Raw genomic sequence first — 15599 nt, 5'->3', positions numbered from 1 at the left:
CCGTGCCCCCGCGTGGCGTCCCTCAGAGCAGCTCGACGTCGTCGGCCTGCGGTCCGCGGTCGCTCTGCCGCACCCCGAACCGGACCCGGTCGCCCTCCTCAAGGACCTCGCCACCCCGCACGACGGACACGTGCACGAACAGGTCCTCGCCCCCCGCGTCGGGGGTGATGAATCCGAACCCGCGGTCCGCGTCGTAGCGCGCGACGGTGCCCTCGCCTCCCCGGACAGGTCGGCCTGACCCCGCGGGACGGCCCGCAGGACGGCGGTCCGCGCCCGGTCGGCCGCGGTCAGCGCCCGCCCTCGCACCCCCCGAGCCACGCACGAGCTGCACGTCGCGGGCGGTCGGGCCCTTGGGCCCGTCGACGACGTCGTACGTCACGCGCGCGCCCTCGGCGAGCTCGGTCAGTCCCCGGCCCAGGGCACTGACGTGGACGAAGACGTCGTCCCCGCCTCCGTCGGGAGCGACGAAACCGAAGCCCTTGACGTCGTCGTACCAGGACACGGTGCCGTCTGCGCCGTCGGCCGCGGACTGTGCGGCCTGCGCCCCGAGCGGGAGCAGGTGGTCCGCCTGCGGACCCTTCTCCCCCTCGACGACGAGGAACGCCACCCGCTGCCCCTCCGTGATCACGCCGCCCCCGACGATGGCCGAGCTGTGCACGAAGATCTCGCCGCGACCGTCGTCGGGCGTGACGAAGCCGTACCCCTTGGCCGGCTCGTACCAGCTGACGGTGCCGAGCACACCCACGGGCGCGTCGGCGGGGCGGTCGCCCGTGACCCGGACGCGGCGCGCCTGCGGGCCGCGGTCGCCCTCGCCCACCTCGAACTCGACGACCTGCCCCTCACGGAGCTGCTTCGGTCCGTCGTCACCGACGATCTCGGACGCGTGGACGAACAGGTCCTCGGCCTCGTTCCCGAGGTCGATGAAGCCGAACCCTCGGTCGGCGTCGAACCATCGGACTGTTCCCTGGGGCACTGCGAACTCCTTGCTTCGGCAGATGGTGCTGTCACCAGTGTCCCTGACGAAACGACCTCCGGATCAGCCGTCCCGGTCGCCGACGACCGGACGGGCGACCGCGACGACCTCGAGCAGGCCGTCGAGACCCGCGAAGTCGTCGGGGTTCGTCGTGTAGAGCGGGAGCCCGTTGACCGCCGCGACGGCCGCAATCATCAGGTCGGCCACGCGGCGCCGCGGCGTCCTACCGGCACCACGGACGGCTGCGCGGATCCGGCCGAAGGCGCGGGCGGCCTCGGCGTCGAACGGGATCGGGTCGAACTCGTGCTCCGCCCGCTGCAGGACGTCGGTGCGCCGCGCCCGCTCTTCTCGTGCGGCAGAGTCGTCCCCGGCCACCCGGTGGACGCCGGCCGCGAGCTCGGCGAGCGTGACGGCGCTGATCGCGACCTCGTCGGGCAGGAGGCTCGCGTCGATGGACCGCCGGAGGACCAGGATGTTCGTGTCGAGCAGACCGCGCCGCACCTCAGCGGGCATACGGGTCGTCCAGGTCCGTCTCCGCCAGCGTCTCCTGGTCGGCACGGAACGCGTCGAGGTCCATCGCCGGAGCCGTGCGGGAGAGCGCTGCGAACTCCGCCCGGGGGACGAACCGACGGCTGCGTCGGAGGGGGACCAGCTCGCCGATCCCGCGGCCGTCCCGGGTCACCGTGAATCCCTGACCCTGCTCGACGGCGTCCATGATCTCCTTGGAGCGCATGCGGAGGTCTCGCTGGCTGACCTCGGGCTGGAGGGACATGGAGCGATCCTAAAGACCAGAGTGCTACATCGTGCCACGCGGTAGCACCATTCGCGTCGTGGTCGAGGTTACGCGGACGATCGCGCCAGGCCCCCTCCCCGCCGGGTCATCAGATCCGGCCGCGTCGGATCCACAGCTGGTACCGATCGGTCGGGAGACCGACCGGCTCCTGGCCGAACCGTGCGGCCAGACGTTGAGCAGGGAGGTTGCGGACGTCGATCCTTCCCGTGAGGAAGACGTCCCGGCTGCCGCGAGCGGTAGCTCGCTCGTGGGCCATGCCCCAGATCTTCGCCAGCATGTGATCGGCAAGCGTCCCACCCGATCCGCGGGCGGTCACTGCGATGCCGATGCTCGCGACGAACGCCTCGACCGACTCTGCATCTTCCGTGAAGTCGACGTGCGCCGCGGCAAGAACGTCGTCGCCCTGCCGTCCGATCAGCACGACCTCTGGTGAACGCAGGTGCTGCGAGAGCTGTCGGAGGTGGCTCTGGACCTCCCATTCCCAGGGCCGGGGGTGAGGGAGCCGACGCCCGCCGGGTGTCACCGGCCGATCGCTCGTGCAGGTGAACTCCTGGAGCACGCGGAGGTCACGACGCGCGCAGACGACCTGCCACGACAGGTTCACGCGAGGCGCCCCGTTCAGACGGCGGCCGAGTGCCGGCGCAGCTGCGCGAGGCTCGGACGATCGTCCATCGCCGCCGCGAACGATGCGCGACCTGCGTCGTCGTCGAACTCGGGGAAGTCGATCTCGTCCTCCGTGACGTCGAGCGCCCACGCCAGGATGCCGGGCGGCTCGTCACCGGACTCGACGCGCTCGGTGAGCTCCGCCAACAGGCCCAGCGGGAGCCGGCGGCCCGCCGCCAGCTGCTCCCGCTCGACGACGGCTCCCCGGCCGCCGAAGTCCGCACCGTGCCGGCGCAGCAGGCGGGGCGTCGTCTCGTCGAGCGCCGCCGCGACGGCGTCGCTCGTCGCCACGCCGAGGAACGACAGTCGCGCGCGGAGCGCCCTTGTCGAGACACCCGCGCCCCACAGGAACGACGCGAGCTCGGCCTCGGTGGCGTGCGACCAGTCGGCGGACGCGACGAGCGAGGCCGGAAGCAGGAGCTCGGCAGCGAACCGGTCCGCTCCGTTCTCCTGCGCCGACGTGTTGCCGTCCAGGGGCTCGTGGTGGCCGAGCGCGAGATGCCCGAGCTCGTGCGCGAGCGACCAGTTGCTCCGGTACCAGAACGGGGACGCGGTGAGAACGATGACGTCGCGCTGACCGATCCGGAGCGAGTAGTCCGTCCCGAGGCCCGCGACCCGGACGACGTCGACCCCGAGCCGCTCCTCCGCCCGCTCGGCGAAGGTCCGGACGAAGTCCGCGCCGAGCAACGACCGGACGGCAGCGGGGTCACCGGGGGGCGACCCGCTCGCCGAAGGTCCGTCCGGATAGGCAGCCCGGTACGCGCTCGCGACGTGCGCGAGCGTCTCCTGGTCGTGCTCGCGCGAAGGGTTGGACCGTGTGCGCCGTGCGGCATCCCAGTCGTGCCGCGCGGCGACGGTCACGCGGTGAGCCGCAGGCCGACCGGTGACCAGCCAGTTCAGGTCGACGTTGAGCTCGTCTGCGATCCTCGTCAGCTCGAGGATCGAGAATCCGCGCCGCCCGTTGAGCGCCCGCGACAGCGCGTCTGGCGTCATCCCGACCCGTTCGCCAAGCTGGCGCTGGGTATACCCCGGCGCAAGACTTGCCCGGATGCGCAGGCCGACCTCGAGCACGTTCCTGTCCACGACCTCACCGTAGTGCGGTGTTGGGGAAATGCCAACAGCTGTCGTCTCGTGACGCGCTATCGGGGCGGATCGCGTACCGGTTCGCCCGGGGGGTCAGTCGGCGGTGGGTCCGTCGTCCCGCGCGGTGGCGGAACCGTCCGCGGCGCCGCCGTCGTCCCGGCGTTCGGCGCCGGGGTCGACGTCGGTCGGCACCTCCGGGTCCTTCGGCTGCGACTCGTTCGCCGGACCCGAGAACGCGCCGGCCATCCCGATGTCCGGCGCACCCTGCATGGCCTCCTCCTCGCCGCGCCAGTCCTGCTCCTCGCCCGTCCCCCGGCTGCTCTCCGGCTGCGACTCGCTCATGACCCGTCCCTTCGTCCTCCGCCGGCCGCGACCGGTCCGCGCCCTCCCTCGAACGTAGGCCGGTCGCCGCGGCCCACCACTCGGGCCGCCGGTGGACACCTGCCGGTCACCTTGGCCTGCGACGCTGTGCAGGTGACCTCTGTGCCCCACCCACGCACCCTCGCCCGACGCCTCGGGACCACCGACGCAGTGACGATCGGCCTCGGCTCGATGATCGGGGCCGGCGTGTTCGCGGCCTTCGCCCCGGCCGCTCAGGCCGCGGGTACGGCGCTCCTCGTCGGCCTCGCCCTCGCCGCGCTCGTCGCGCTGGCCAACGCGACGTCGTCGGCCCAGCTCGCGGCCCAGTACCCCACCTCGGGCGGGACGTACGTGTACGGGCGCGAGCAGCTCGGCCCCTGGTGGGGGTACGTCGCGGGCTGGGGGTTCGTCGTCGGCAAGACGGCGAGCTGCGCGGCGATGGCGCTCGTCCTCGCCGCCTACGCCGCGCCGCCCGGGTGGGAGCGCCCCGTCGCTGCCGCCGCCGTCGTCCTGCTCACCGCAGTGGGATACCGGGGCGTGACGCGCACCGCGCGGCTCGCCCGGGTGATCGTCGCCGTCGCGCTCCTCGCGATCACGACGGCCGTCGCGGCGAGCCTTGCCGGGACGGCGCCGCGCTGGTCCGCGGTGCTCGACACCGACGGCGCGCACGGCGGCTGGTACGGCGTCCTGCAGTCCGCGGGGCTGCTGTTCTTCGCGTTCGCCGGGTACGCGCGCGTCGCGACGCTCGGCGAGGAGGTGCGCGACCCGCGCCGCACGATCCCGCGCGCGATCCTCGTGTCGCTCGGGGCCGTCGTCGTGCTCTACGCCGTCGTGGCGGTGACGCTGCTCGCGGTGCTCGGCCCGGCCGGGCTCGCGGCGTCCGCCTCACCGCTGGCCGACGCCGTCGCCGCCGGGTCGTGGACGTGGGCCGGACCGGTCGTGGCCGTCGGGGCGGTGGCCGCGAGCGCCGGCGCCCTCCTCGCCCTGCTGGCGGGAGTGAGCCGGACGGGCCTCGCCATGGCCCGCACGGGTGACCTGCCCGGGTGGTTCGCGGCCGTGCACCCCGTCCACCAGGTGCCGTACCGGGCGGAGCTCGCCGTCGGGGCGGTGGTCGTGGCGCTCGTGCTCACCACGGACCTGCGGGGCGCGATCGGGTTCTCGTCGTTCGGCGTGCTCGTCTACTACCTCGTCGCAAACCTCTCCGCGCTGCGGCAGACGCCGGTGCACCGGCTGTACCCGCGCGCGCTGCAGGTGCTCGGTGCGCTCGGGTGCGTGGCGCTCGTCGTCACCCTGCCACCTGCCGCCTTCGTCGCCGGCGCAGGCGTGCTCGCGGTCGGCGTCGTGCTGCGGGGCGTCCGCCGCCGCCGCACGACTCCCGAGAAGTGAGAATCCGCCCTGGATTCGGTCGGATCGGGGGCGGATGATCACTTCTCGGCGGACGGGTTACGCACGGTCGGGGTCGTAGGGGCGCTGCTCGTCGTCGGGCTCGGTCTCAGGTTCGGGGTCCGACGGCGCACCCGTTGCGTCGTCGGACTCCACGATGCGCGAGGACCCGCCCTCACCGCCCGGTTCGGGGATGCCGCGCTCGTCGGGCGCGAAGTACCGGCCCGTGTAGCGGGGCCGCAGGAAGTTCTCGGTCGTGAGCACGGCGTCCACCTCCGCGGAGGAGAGCAGCCCGCGCGCGATGACGACGTCCCGCACCGACGCACCCGTGCGTGCGGCCTCGGCGCCCACGAGGTCGCCGTTGCGGTGCCCGATGATCTCGTTGAGGTACGTGACGATGCCGATCGAGTCGAGCACGTGCCTCCGGCACACCTCCACGTTGGCCGTGATGCCCCGCACGCACTTGGTCCGCAGCGCCTCGCACGCGTTCGTCAGGAGGCGCAGGGACTCGAACATCGCCTGCGCGAGCACGGGCTCCATGACGTTGAGCTGGAGCTGCCCGGCCTCGGCGGCGTGCGTGATGGTCACGTCGTTGCCCATGACCTTGAAGCAGACCTGGTTGACGACCTCGGGGATCACGGGGTTGACCTTGGCCGGCATGATCGACGACCCGGCCTGCAGCTCGGGCAGGTTGATCTCCCCGAGACCGGCGCGCGGACCGGACGAGAGGAGTCGCAGGTCGTTGCAGATCTTCGACAGCTTGGCCGCGAGACGCTTCAGCGCCGAGTGCGCGGCCAGGTACGCACCGTTGTCGTAGGTCGCCTCGACGAGGTTCTCGGCCGGGACGGTCGCCAGGCCGCTCACCTCGGCGAGCCGCCGCGTCGCGACCTTGGGGTAGCCGGGCGGCGTGTTGAGGCCCGTGCCGATCGCCGTCGCGCCGAGGTTGACCTCGAGCAGCAGGTCGGCGGCCGCGGCGAGGCGCTTGACCTCCTCGCCGATGTTCACCGAGAACCCCGCGAACTCCTGGCCGAGGCTCATGGGCACGGCGTCCTGGAGCTGGGTGCGGCCCATCTTCAGCACGTCCGCGAACTCCGACGCCTTCTCGTCGAACGCGCGCTCCAGGAGCCGCACGCTCCCTTGGAGCCGCCCGACGAGCGCGTGCACCGCGAGCCGGAACCCCGTGGGGTAGGCGTCGTTGGTCGACTGCGAGCGGTTCACGTGGTCGTTGGGGTTGATGACGTCGTAGCGCCCCTTGGCGAACCCGACGAGCTCGAGCGCGAGGTTCGCCACGACCTCGTTCGTGTTCATGTTGACGCTGGTCCCCGCCCCGCCCTGGAACACGTCGACGGGGAACTGGTCGAGGCAGCGCCCGTGGACGAGGACCTCGTCGCACGCCGCGACGATCGCGTCCGCGATGTCGCGCTCGATCGTGCGCAGCTCCCGGTTCGCGAGCGCCGACGCCTTCTTGACGAGCACCATCCCGCGGATCATCTCGGGCACGTCGCTCACGGTCGTGCCCGAGATGCGGAAGTTCTCCGTCGCCCGCACCGTGTGGATCCCGTAGTAGGCGTCCGCCGGGACCTCCCTGGTCCCGAGCAGGTCCTCCTCGATCCGCGTCCCGGTGCTCGACATGCCCTGACCGTAGCGCCGTGCGCGGCCGGTCACTCGCCGAGCAGCCGGCTCCCGCGACCGGCTCCCGCTCTTCATCCTCGACGGGCACGCCGCGCGACGCCCACCTGCGGCTGCCGACGAGCCTCGTCGTGCGCGGGAGCACCGCGCGCCCCTGACCCCGCGGCCGGTCCGAGCGCCGGAATCCCAGTCCGTCCTCCGACGTTATGTCAGCAGAAGGTCTGCCGACAGCCCCCAGGAGGTCCCGTGGCCCGCCTCTCACGCCGCGTCCAGGTCGAGAACGACTACGGCGAGATCATGCACTACGACCGTCACACCGGCGGCGGCCTCGTGTCGCCGCGCGCCCACGTCCCCGCGACCGTCCCCGTCGGGGCGGGCACCTACGTCGAGGCCGGCGCCCGCGTCGGCACCGGCTCGCGCATCGGCGAGGGCAGCTGGCTCGACCACGACGTCGTCGTGGGACGGGACGTACGCGTCGGCGACAACGTCCGTCTCGCACCCGACTGCCGGGTCGGGGACCGCGCCCGCGTGGGGAGCGGCGCGCGCGTCGGCCGGCGCGTGCTCGTCGAGCCGGGCGCCGCCGTCGAGCCCGACGCGGTCGTCTCGGACGACGAGACCGTGCGCCGCCGGTCGGGCGGGCGCACGGGGTACGACGTCGCGGCCTGACCCCACCACCGCGGCGCGACGAACCCGGGGTTGCGGGCCGCCCGATCGTCGAGCCCGGGGACAACCCCGGGTTCGGCGGGTGACACGGCGACAAACCCGGGTTCGGCGAGTCGAACCGGTGGACAGCCTCCCCTCCAAGCGGACCAGTGCGTAGCATCACGCCCCGTGACGACTCCGCCCGGCCCGCCCCCCGGTCCCTCGCAGTACCCGCCGCCGGGAGCGCACGCGCCCGCGCCCCATGACGCGCGGGCGCCGCAGGGTGTCCCCGCACCCCAGGCGGCACCTCACACGGCACCGCCCGCCGCGCTCGACCCGCGTGCCGTGCTCGACGGCCGCCCGCCGGGCCGCCCCCGCGTCGGCCTGATCGTGACGATCGCCGTCGCGAGCCTGTGCCTGCTCGTGGGACTCGTCCTCGCGGCGCTGTCCGGGGCGGGGACGTTCGGAGTCGGGCTGCTGCTCTCGTTGGTCCCGCTCGGGATCTGGCTGCCGGTCGTGCTTGCGCTCGACCGTCTCGAGCCCGAGCCGCCGAGCGCGCTCGTCGTCGCGTTCCTCTGGGGCGCCGGCATCGCGACGCTCGTCGCGGGCATCCTCAACACCCTCGGTCTCGAGCTGCTCACCGCGCCGCTGTTCGGCGAGGAGCTCGGCTGGTACCTCGTGGCGTCGTTCGGCGCTCCGGTCGTCGAGGAGCTGCTCAAGGGCGCCGTGCTGTTCGGCCTCCTGTGGTTCCGCCGCCACGAGCTCAACGGCTGGACGGACGGCGTCATCTACGCGGCGATGGTCGCGCTGGGCTTCGCGGCGGTCGAGAACGTCACCTACTTCATCCAGGCGGCCCAGACCGACACGCTCGGCCCGACGTTCGTGCTGCGCGCCCTCGTCACGCCCCTCCTGCACCCGCTGTGCACCGCCCTCACCGGGCTCGGCGTCGTGAGCGCCGCGACGAGCCCGCCCGGCCCGCGTCGGGTCTGGGCACCGCTCGGTGGTCTCGCCGCGGCGATCGCCCTGCACATGCTGTGGAACGCGTCCACGGGCTTCGGGATGATCGCGCTCGGCGCCGCGTACCTCGCCGGGCTCGGCGTGCTGGTCACGCTCATCGTGGTGCTCGTCAAGGACCGCCGTCGCACGGTCGCGACCATCGGCACGCAGGTCGCCCGCTATCTCCCGACCGGACTGGCCACGCCCGCGGACCTCACGATGCTCTCAACGCTCGGCGCGCGGAAGCAGGCCCGGGAGTGGGCCCGCCGCACGGGCGGCGCGGGCGCCGCGCACGCCATGCGCGACTACCAGCAGGCGGCCACCGAGCTCGCGCTGCTGCACGACCGCGTCGCGCGCGGCGCCGTCGAGCCGTGGCGCGTCGAGGGGCAGCGCCAGGCGCTGGTCCACCTCATGGACCTGACGCGGCGCGCGTTCCTCGCGCGCGTCCCTCAGGCCGCGGGACCGGGAGCGTTCGCGGGTGCCTGAGAGGTTCCGGGCGGGGTCCGGATGACGAGCACCGCGTCGGCCGACCGGCCGTCGAGCGCCAGGTAGGAGTGCTCGACGTCGGACACCCACCGCAGCTCGTCCCCCGGCCCGACGGTGGCCTCGGCGCCGATGCGCCCCGCGCGGAGGCGGCCGTGCGTGACGAGCAGGTGCTCGACGACGGCCGGCCCGTGCGCCGGTGACGTCCGGTTCGCCCGGGGGTCGAGGTGGACGCGGTACACCTCGACGGAGGTCCGGTCGGGAAGATGGTGCGCGTCCAGCAGGCGGATCGTGACCCCGTCGGACGCGAGCATCGCCCCCGGGCGCTCGGCGAGCAGTGCCGCCAGCGGGACTCCCAGCGCGCCGGCGAGCGCGTAGAGCGTCGCGAGAGTCGGGTTGCGTGCGCCGTGCTCGATCTCCGACAGCGAGCCCTTGCCGATGCCGGCGCTCGCGGCGAGTCCCGACAACGACAGCCCACGCTGCGCACGCAGGGTGCGGATCTGCTCCGCGACGGCCGCGAGGGTCTCGGCGTCGTTGCGGCGCGGCGTCCACCCGGAGCCGGTGAAGACGGGGCCGTCCTCGCCATCCCGCCGGGAGCCCTGCATGGCGTCGGGCGCGGTGTCGTGCGCGGTGTCGTGCGCGAATCCCGCCACTCGGCGTCCGGCAAGCCCTCCTCGGTCGTCCACGCACTCGAGCGTACTCGCGTTCTGTTCATGGAACGGCGGTGGTACCGTTCCGAGCACAGAACGATCTATCGCCAGGGGGAGCATGCCCGTGTCGACCTCGGACCGCGCGCGCCCGGTCCTCGCCGGCCTCGTCACCGCACTGGTCGGTTTCACGAGCTCGTTCGCCGTCGTGCTCGCGGGGCTGCGCGCCGTGGGCGCGTCGCCCGAGCAGGCGGCGTCGGGGCTCCTCGCGCTGTGCGTCACGCAGGGTGTCGGCATCCTCTGGCTCACGTACCGGCACCGGACGCCGATCACGCTCGCCTGGTCGACGCCGGGCGCCGCCCTGCTCGTGAGCACGGGCGCCGTCGCCGGCGGCTGGCCCGCGGCGGTCGGTGCGTTCTGCGTGGTCGGCGCGCTGGTGCTGCTCACCGCGCTCTGGCCCCGCCTCGGCGACCTCGTCGCGTCGATCCCGATGCCGATCGCCCAGGCCATGCTCGCGGGCGTCCTGCTGACGCTGTGCCTGGCGCCCGTCCGCGCGCTCGTCGACCTGCCGCTGCTCGTCGCACCGGTCGTGCTCGTGTGGGTCGTCCTGCTGCGGGTCGCCCCGCGCTGGGCCGCTCCGGCCGCGCTCGCCGTGACGCTCGGGATCGTGGCCTACGAAGCAGTGCAGGGCGGCACGCTCGCCTGGTCGGACGCCGTCCCGCGCCTCGACCTCACCGCTCCCGCGCTGTCTTGGCAGGCCGTCGTCGGGCTCGCGGTGCCGCTCTACGTCGTGACGATGGCGTCGCAGAACGTGCCCGGCGTCGCCGTCATGGCCTCGTTCGGGTACCGCGTGCCGTGGCGCGAGACCATGACGGTCACCGGCCTGGGCACGCTCGCGGGCGCCGCCGCAGGGGGACACGCGATCAACCTCGCCGCGATCTCCGCCGCGCTCGCCGCCGGCCCGGAGGCCGACCCCGACATCCGACGACGGTGGGTCGCCGCCCACACCGCCGGCTGGGCCTATCTCGTGCTCGCGGTCGCCTCGGCCGGGTTGGCCGCGCTCGTCGCCGCCGCGCCCGCGGGGCTCGTCGAGGCCGCGGCGGGGCTCGCGCTCGTCGGGACGCTCGGCGCGGCCGTGGCCGGCGCAGTCGCCGAGCCGCGCGGGCGCGAGGCCGCCGTCGTGACGTTCCTCGTCGCAGCGAGCGGCGTCGTCGTCGGAGGCGTCGCCGCCGCGTTCTGGGCGATCCTCGCGGGCCTGGCCGTCCACGCGGCGCTCAGCGTGCGCCGTCGGGCACCGGAGCCCGAGGCACAGGTCGAGGCGGGGTTCGAGGCGGATGCCGAGACCCCTACCGCGAGGTAGAGGCCCGGTAGCGCGAGGTAGAGGCGTGGTCATGACCAGGCCTCTACCTCGGCGGACCCGTCCTCTACCTCGCGGGGACGACGGCGTCGACGGGCTCGTCCACCGGGTCCGGCCCGAGCACGGAGAAGTTGTCGCGGAAGAGGTTCGTCGGGTCGACGCGTCGCTTGAGCGCGCGCAGGCGCTCGAGCGTCGCGGGCGGGAAGGCGTCGGACACGCGCTCGGGGCGCGGGTCCGTGTCGAAGCTCAGGTACAGACCCGAGAACACGTCGGCGAGCGCCTCCCAGTGCGCGTCGAGCCGTGCTCGGCTCGCGCCCATCGCGCTGACCACGAACTGCGCGGACCGGTGCGCGTACGCCGTCGCGTCGGCCGGGACGTCCGACGCCGCGCCGCCGGTCGAGCGGATCTGGAAGAAGTACGTGTCGCCGCTCGCGACGAGACCGGCGAGCCGGGCAGCCGCCTCGGGCGTGACGTGCTCCAGCAGCCCCGCGCGTGCCACCGGCTCGCCCTCGCCCCCGTGGGGACCGCGGGCCGGTGCGGAGACGACGGCGTCGTACGGCACGATCTGCGCGGTCGCCTGCGCGAGCAGCGGGGCGATCGCCGCGAACGGCTGCAGGCGGGCGAGCACCGTGTCGGGGTCGTCGGAGTCGACCATGGTCATGGTCTGCGCGACGACCGGCTGCCCCGGCCGCGGGCGGCCCATGAGGAGGAAGCTCGTCGTGTCGCGCGGCGACGCCTCGACGACGGCGCCCCATGCCTCGAGGAAGCCCGCGGTGTCCGTGGCGTCGTGCACGAGCTGGGCGAAGCCGACGGCCCCGACCTCGTCCGCGACGAGCTCGAACGACGTGACGACCCCGAGGTTCGCCCCGGCGCCGCGCACGCCCCAGAACAGCTCGGGGTTCTTGTCCGCGCTCGCGCGGACCACCGAGCCGTCCGCGAGCACCATCTCGACCGCGCGCACGTGGTCGATCGTCAGGCCGTGGGCACGGCCGAGGAAGCCGACGCCGCCCGTCGTGGCGAGCCCGCCGACGCCCACGCCACCGGAGTCGCCCGACGAGATCGCCCAGCCCCGCGGCGCGAGCGCCGCCGCGACGTCGCCCCAGCGCGCGGCCGGACCGAGCCGGACGAGGCGCGCGGCGTCGTCGAGCACCTCGATCGCGTCGAGCGCGCCGAGGTCGACGACGATGCCGCCGTCGTTCGTCGAGCGCCCGCTGATCCCGTGCCCGCCCGAGCGGACGGACAGCGGCACGCGCCGCGTCACGGGCTGACGCCGCGCGAACGCGAGCGCCTCGGCGACCTGCGCCGTGTTGCCGGGCCGCAGCACGAGGCCCGGGGAACCGCCGCGCAGGTAGGTCGAGCGGACGCCCGCGAACGCGGCGGCGCCCGGCTCGACCGCGCGGTCGGCGAGGGACTCGGGGATCTCGTCGTAGGCGATGCCGTCCCGACGGCGCGCGCGCACCGCGAGCGGGACCGGCCGCGACGTGTCGGTCCCGCGGGCCGCGCGCTCGGCGGCGACCGCCTCGCGCAGCGCGGGCGCCACCTCCTCGGCGAACCGCCGGGTCGTGCGCTCGTCGTCGGTCGCGAGGATCAGCGTCGAGACGCCCTCGTCGAGGACGAGCGGGAGCAGCCGCTCGACCCACTCGTCCGGGTCGCCCCGCAGGTCGGGGGCTGCGCCCAGGCCCGACGCGCCGTCGGTCCCGTCGAAGGTGCCGGACACGTTGAGCAGGCGCGTGATCTCGCGCGGGTCGCGCCCGACGGCGGTCGTGGCCTCGTCGATGCGCGCGTTGCCCGCGCGCAGCCCGTCGAGGCCGACGCGGCCCAGCGACGGGAGCCAGCCGTCTGCCTTCTCCCCGACGAGGCGCAGCATGCGCGGCCCGAGCGCCCCGAGCCACACCGGGATGCGGCGCGTGGTCCCGGGACCGGGCGCGGCGCCGTCGAGCCGGTGGTGGCGGCCGGGGACGAACAGCTCGCCCGGGCCGTCCTCGCCCCAGATCGCGCGGACCACGTCGATCGCCTCGGAGAGCGCGTCGACCGACTCGCCCGGGCTGAGGCGCCGGGCACCCATCGACTCCATCGCGTCCCAGAACGCGCCCGCGCCGAGAGCGAGGTCGACGCGGCCGTCCGAGAGGAGGTCAAGGCTCGCGGCGGCGCGTGCCAGGACGGCGGGGGGTCGCATCGGGACGTTGACGACGTCCGGCGCGACGTGGATGCGCTCGGTCGCGGACGCGACGTAGGAGAGCAGCGTCCAGGTGTCGAGGAAGCGCGGCTGGTACGGGTGGTCCTGGAACGTCACGAGGTCGTAGCCGAGGTCTTCCGCGAGCCGGGCGAGCCCGACCGTCGTCTCCGGGTCCTGGGCCGACGGCGTGACGAAGGTGCCGAAGCGGAGCGGGTGGCCGTAGTCGGTCATGCGCGCACCCCCTCGACCGCGCCGCGCTCGGCGGAGACGAGCTCGCGCGCTGCCGGGGCGACCTCCTGGCCGACGAGCGCGAGCATCGTCGGGTCGTCGCCCGCGACGACGTACGTGGACACGCCGTGCTCGAGCGTCAGCGCCGCGACCTGCTCGGCCCACTGCTGCGGCGGACCCTGCAGGAACGCCGCGCCCCGCTCGGCGGTGAAGCGCCCGCCGACGTTGAGCAGCCGGCGCACGGCGGACGGCTCGCGCCCGGCGGCACGGGCGGCGTCGTCGATCGTCGCGTTCCCCGTCGCCAGCGCCTCGAAGCTCTGCAGGTAGGCGAGGGAGGGGAGCCAGCCGTCCGCTTTCGCGCCGACGAGGCGCAGCATGCGCGGCTTGAGCGCGCCGACCCAGATCTCGACGTCGTGCGCGGGCGCGGGGCCCCGCTTGGCGCCGTCGACGTGGTGGTGCGCGCCGCCCGCGACGAGCCGGTCGCGCGTGGAGGTGTCCCACACGCCGCGGATCACGTCGATCGCCTCGTCGAGCGCGTCGACGCTCTCCCCCGGCGTGAGGCGGTCGCCGCCCATCGCGACGATCGGGTCCCAGAACCCGCCCGCGCCGAGCCCGAGCTCGACGCGCCCGCCCGACAGCCGGTCGAGGCTCGCGACGGAGCGCGCGAGGACCGCCGGCGGGCGGAGCGGCAGGTTGAGCACGTTGCCCGCGAGGCGGATCCGCTCGGTAAGCGCGGCCACCCAGGACAGCAGGGTCCAGGTGTCGAGGAACCCCGGCTGGTACGGGTGGTCCTGGAACGTCACCAGGTCGAGCCCGGCCTCCTCGGACGCCACCGCCAGGTCGACGACGTCGCGCGGGGATGCCGCAGTGGGCGTGATGAACGACCCGAAGCGCAGGTCGTGACCGTAGTCGGGCATGGTTCCTCACGATCTCGGAGATGTGCTGCTGAACAGAACATATCCACAACAGAAAGGTGGTGCAACCGCATTCCCAGGTCTATCGTGGGAGCCATGAGCACGACGACCACCCCTGAGGCTGCGGTCTTCGCCGCGGACGCGGGGGCAGCGCGAGCGGACGCCGCATCGCAGGACGCGCACACCCCCAGCAGCCGGCACACCGACCTCGGCTGGCACCTCGGCGTGCTGCTCCGCGCATACCACGCGACGGTCGGCGCGGCGCTCGCGGACGTGCCGCACGGCCCGCGCGGCTACCAGGTGCTCGTCAGCGTCGCGGAGGGCGACCAGCCCACGCAGCTCGCGCTCGCCGAGCGGCACGGCATCGACCGCACGGTCATGACGTACCTCGTCGACGACCTCGTCGCCGCCGGCCTCGTCGAGCGGCAGCAGAACCCCGCCGACCGCCGGGCCCGCCGCGTCGTCGCGACCCCCGAGGGCCGCCGTCGTCTCGCCGCATGGGCTCGCGAGGTGCACGACGCCGAGGAGCAGCTCCTCGAGTCGCTCACGCCCGACGACCGCCACACGTTCCGCACGCTCGCCCGCCGCGTCGCGTGCGACCTGCGCGACGTCGACGACGACGCCGACCCCTGCTCGGTCGTCGAGCACGAGCTCAGGGACTCGCCGAGATAGAACCCTGGTCGTCGGCGGTCCGCGGTCTGGTCCGCGTGCAGGGCGGCGTCGATGCTCGGGCCGGCGTGGGCGTGCCGTGGTCGGGTCCGCGTGCGGAGCGGCGTCGGTGCTCGGGCTGTCCGCGCCGTCACCGTGGTCTGTCGGGCGCAGGTTTGTGGAGCGCGGCCTTGACGCCCTTCGCGTCCGACGCCGCCCCACCCGCTCAGCCAGCACCTCACCCCGGGCAGACGCCCGGGCCCCGGACTCCCGCCGAAGTAGAACGCTGGTCCGCCGACGTAGAGGCCTGGTCCGCGGAGGTAGAACCCTGGGCCGGCCAGGTAGAGCCGCGTGGTCGGCCGACGACGCCGGGCCGGGCGCTGACCAGACGTCGCCCCCTCGCGGGGTCGAGAAGTGAGAACTGGCCCCGGAATCGCGCCCGCGATCCTGGGGCCGTTTCTCACTTCTCGACGACACCGAGCCCGGTGCCCAGCGCGGGGCGGGCCGACCGACCCGACCTGGCCCAGCACCCGGAAGTGCCCGGTCGGCCTTCCGCCGGGGGCGAGCCGCCCGACCGACCCAGCCCGGCACCCGGGCGGTGCCCGGGTGAGCGAGGACCAGTGC

Annotated in this window: 16 protein-coding genes; 6 read left to right on the top strand and 10 right to left on the bottom strand. The window is 74.3% G+C overall.

All coding sequences use genetic code 11. The features are described 5' to 3' along the window. Nucleotides 1–22: 22 nt before the first annotated feature. From AC4H2H_RS10580 to AC4H2H_RS10555, 6 genes are all read right to left on the bottom strand, one after another. Entirely contained in the window at nucleotides 23–973 is a 951-nt protein-coding gene (locus AC4H2H_RS10580) for a cold-shock protein (RefSeq protein ID WP_494370773.1), read from the bottom strand. Nucleotides 974–1036: 63 nt separating this feature from the next. Next, the gene (locus AC4H2H_RS10575; protein ID WP_494370772.1) at nucleotides 1037–1486 is read right to left on the bottom strand and encodes a type II toxin-antitoxin system VapC family toxin; all 450 of its coding nucleotides are present in this window, start codon (nucleotides 1484–1486) and stop codon (nucleotides 1037–1039) included. Next, the gene (locus AC4H2H_RS10570; protein WP_494370771.1) at nucleotides 1476–1745 is read right to left on the bottom strand and encodes a type II toxin-antitoxin system Phd/YefM family antitoxin; all 270 of its coding nucleotides are present in this window, start codon (nucleotides 1743–1745) and stop codon (nucleotides 1476–1478) included. Before AC4H2H_RS10570 ends, AC4H2H_RS10575 begins: the two co-directional genes overlap by 11 nt. 109 nt (nucleotides 1746–1854) lie before the next feature. After that, nucleotides 1855–2187: a hypothetical protein gene (locus tag AC4H2H_RS10565; protein WP_494370770.1), complete on the bottom strand. Its 333-nt coding sequence runs from the start codon at nucleotides 2185–2187 to the stop codon at nucleotides 1855–1857. Nucleotides 2188–2384: 197 nt separating this feature from the next. Next, nucleotides 2385–3512 carry a helix-turn-helix domain-containing protein gene (locus AC4H2H_RS10560; protein WP_494370769.1) on the bottom strand — a complete coding sequence of 376 codons (1128 nt, stop codon included), beginning with the start codon at nucleotides 3510–3512 and terminating at the stop codon, nucleotides 2385–2387. Between the two features lie 93 nt (nucleotides 3513–3605). Further along, nucleotides 3606–3854, bottom strand: coding sequence for a hypothetical protein (locus AC4H2H_RS10555; protein ID WP_494370768.1), 249 nt, complete (start codon nucleotides 3852–3854; stop codon nucleotides 3606–3608). 141 nt (nucleotides 3855–3995) lie between these two features. On the opposite strand from AC4H2H_RS10555, the gene AC4H2H_RS10550 reads away from it, so the two are divergent. Further along, nucleotides 3996–5258, top strand: a complete 1263-nt coding sequence (locus tag AC4H2H_RS10550) for an APC family permease (RefSeq protein ID WP_494370848.1) — start codon at nucleotides 3996–3998, stop codon at nucleotides 5256–5258. Between the two features lie 57 nt (nucleotides 5259–5315). Here AC4H2H_RS10550 and aspA read toward each other — a convergent pair whose 3' ends face one another. After that, nucleotides 5316–6887, bottom strand: a complete 1572-nt coding sequence (aspA, locus tag AC4H2H_RS10545; protein ID WP_494370767.1) for an aspartate ammonia-lyase — start codon at nucleotides 6885–6887, stop codon at nucleotides 5316–5318. A 17-nt stretch (nucleotides 6888–6904) separates the two neighbouring features. Here aspA and AC4H2H_RS10540 point away from each other — a divergent pair, with 17 nt between their 5' ends. The 3 genes from AC4H2H_RS10540 (at nucleotide 6905) to AC4H2H_RS10530 (ending at nucleotide 9008) form a co-directional block, all read left to right on the top strand. Next, nucleotides 6905–7042, top strand: coding sequence for a hypothetical protein (locus tag AC4H2H_RS10540; protein ID WP_494370766.1), 138 nt, complete (start codon nucleotides 6905–6907; stop codon nucleotides 7040–7042). Between the two features lie 88 nt (nucleotides 7043–7130). Next, a complete protein-coding gene (locus AC4H2H_RS10535; protein WP_494370765.1) occupies nucleotides 7131–7550 on the top strand; it encodes a transferase in 420 nt (139 codons plus the stop codon). Between the two features lie 165 nt (nucleotides 7551–7715). Continuing rightward, a complete protein-coding gene (locus AC4H2H_RS10530) occupies nucleotides 7716–9008 on the top strand; it encodes a PrsW family intramembrane metalloprotease (protein WP_494370764.1) in 1293 nt (430 codons plus the stop codon). Here the strand turns inward: AC4H2H_RS10530 and AC4H2H_RS10525 are convergent. After that, the gene (locus tag AC4H2H_RS10525; protein WP_494370763.1) at nucleotides 8972–9691 is read right to left on the bottom strand and encodes a helix-turn-helix domain-containing protein; all 720 of its coding nucleotides are present in this window, start codon (nucleotides 9689–9691) and stop codon (nucleotides 8972–8974) included. The two genes, AC4H2H_RS10530 and AC4H2H_RS10525, sit on opposite strands and share 37 nt — an antisense overlap. An 82-nt stretch (nucleotides 9692–9773) precedes the next feature. On the opposite strand from AC4H2H_RS10525, the gene AC4H2H_RS10520 reads away from it, so the two are divergent. Further along, nucleotides 9774–11012: a benzoate/H(+) symporter BenE family transporter gene (locus AC4H2H_RS10520; protein ID WP_494370762.1), complete on the top strand. Its 1239-nt coding sequence runs from the start codon at nucleotides 9774–9776 to the stop codon at nucleotides 11010–11012. A gap of 64 nt (nucleotides 11013–11076) precedes the next feature. Here AC4H2H_RS10520 and AC4H2H_RS10515 read toward each other — a convergent pair whose 3' ends face one another. Together AC4H2H_RS10515 and AC4H2H_RS10510 are read right to left on the bottom strand one after the other, a co-directional pair. Further along, nucleotides 11077–13416, bottom strand: a complete 2340-nt coding sequence (locus tag AC4H2H_RS10515) for an LLM class flavin-dependent oxidoreductase (protein WP_494370761.1) — start codon at nucleotides 13414–13416, stop codon at nucleotides 11077–11079. Beyond that, nucleotides 13413–14330, bottom strand: a complete 918-nt coding sequence (locus AC4H2H_RS10510; protein WP_494370760.1) for an LLM class flavin-dependent oxidoreductase — start codon at nucleotides 14328–14330, stop codon at nucleotides 13413–13415. The genes AC4H2H_RS10515 and AC4H2H_RS10510 overlap by 4 nt, the downstream gene beginning before the upstream one ends. A 93-nt stretch (nucleotides 14331–14423) precedes the next feature. On the opposite strand from AC4H2H_RS10510, the gene AC4H2H_RS10505 reads away from it, so the two are divergent. After that, entirely contained in the window at nucleotides 14424–14999 is a 576-nt protein-coding gene (locus AC4H2H_RS10505) for a MarR family winged helix-turn-helix transcriptional regulator (protein WP_494370759.1), read from the top strand. The last annotated feature ends 600 nt before the right edge of the window (nucleotides 15000–15599 follow it).

Source organism: Cellulosimicrobium sp. BMG9.22 (genome assembly GCF_059159975.1).
The sequence above is the reverse complement of the archived record's forward strand: the minus strand, read 5'-3'. Positions and strand labels throughout refer to the sequence as shown.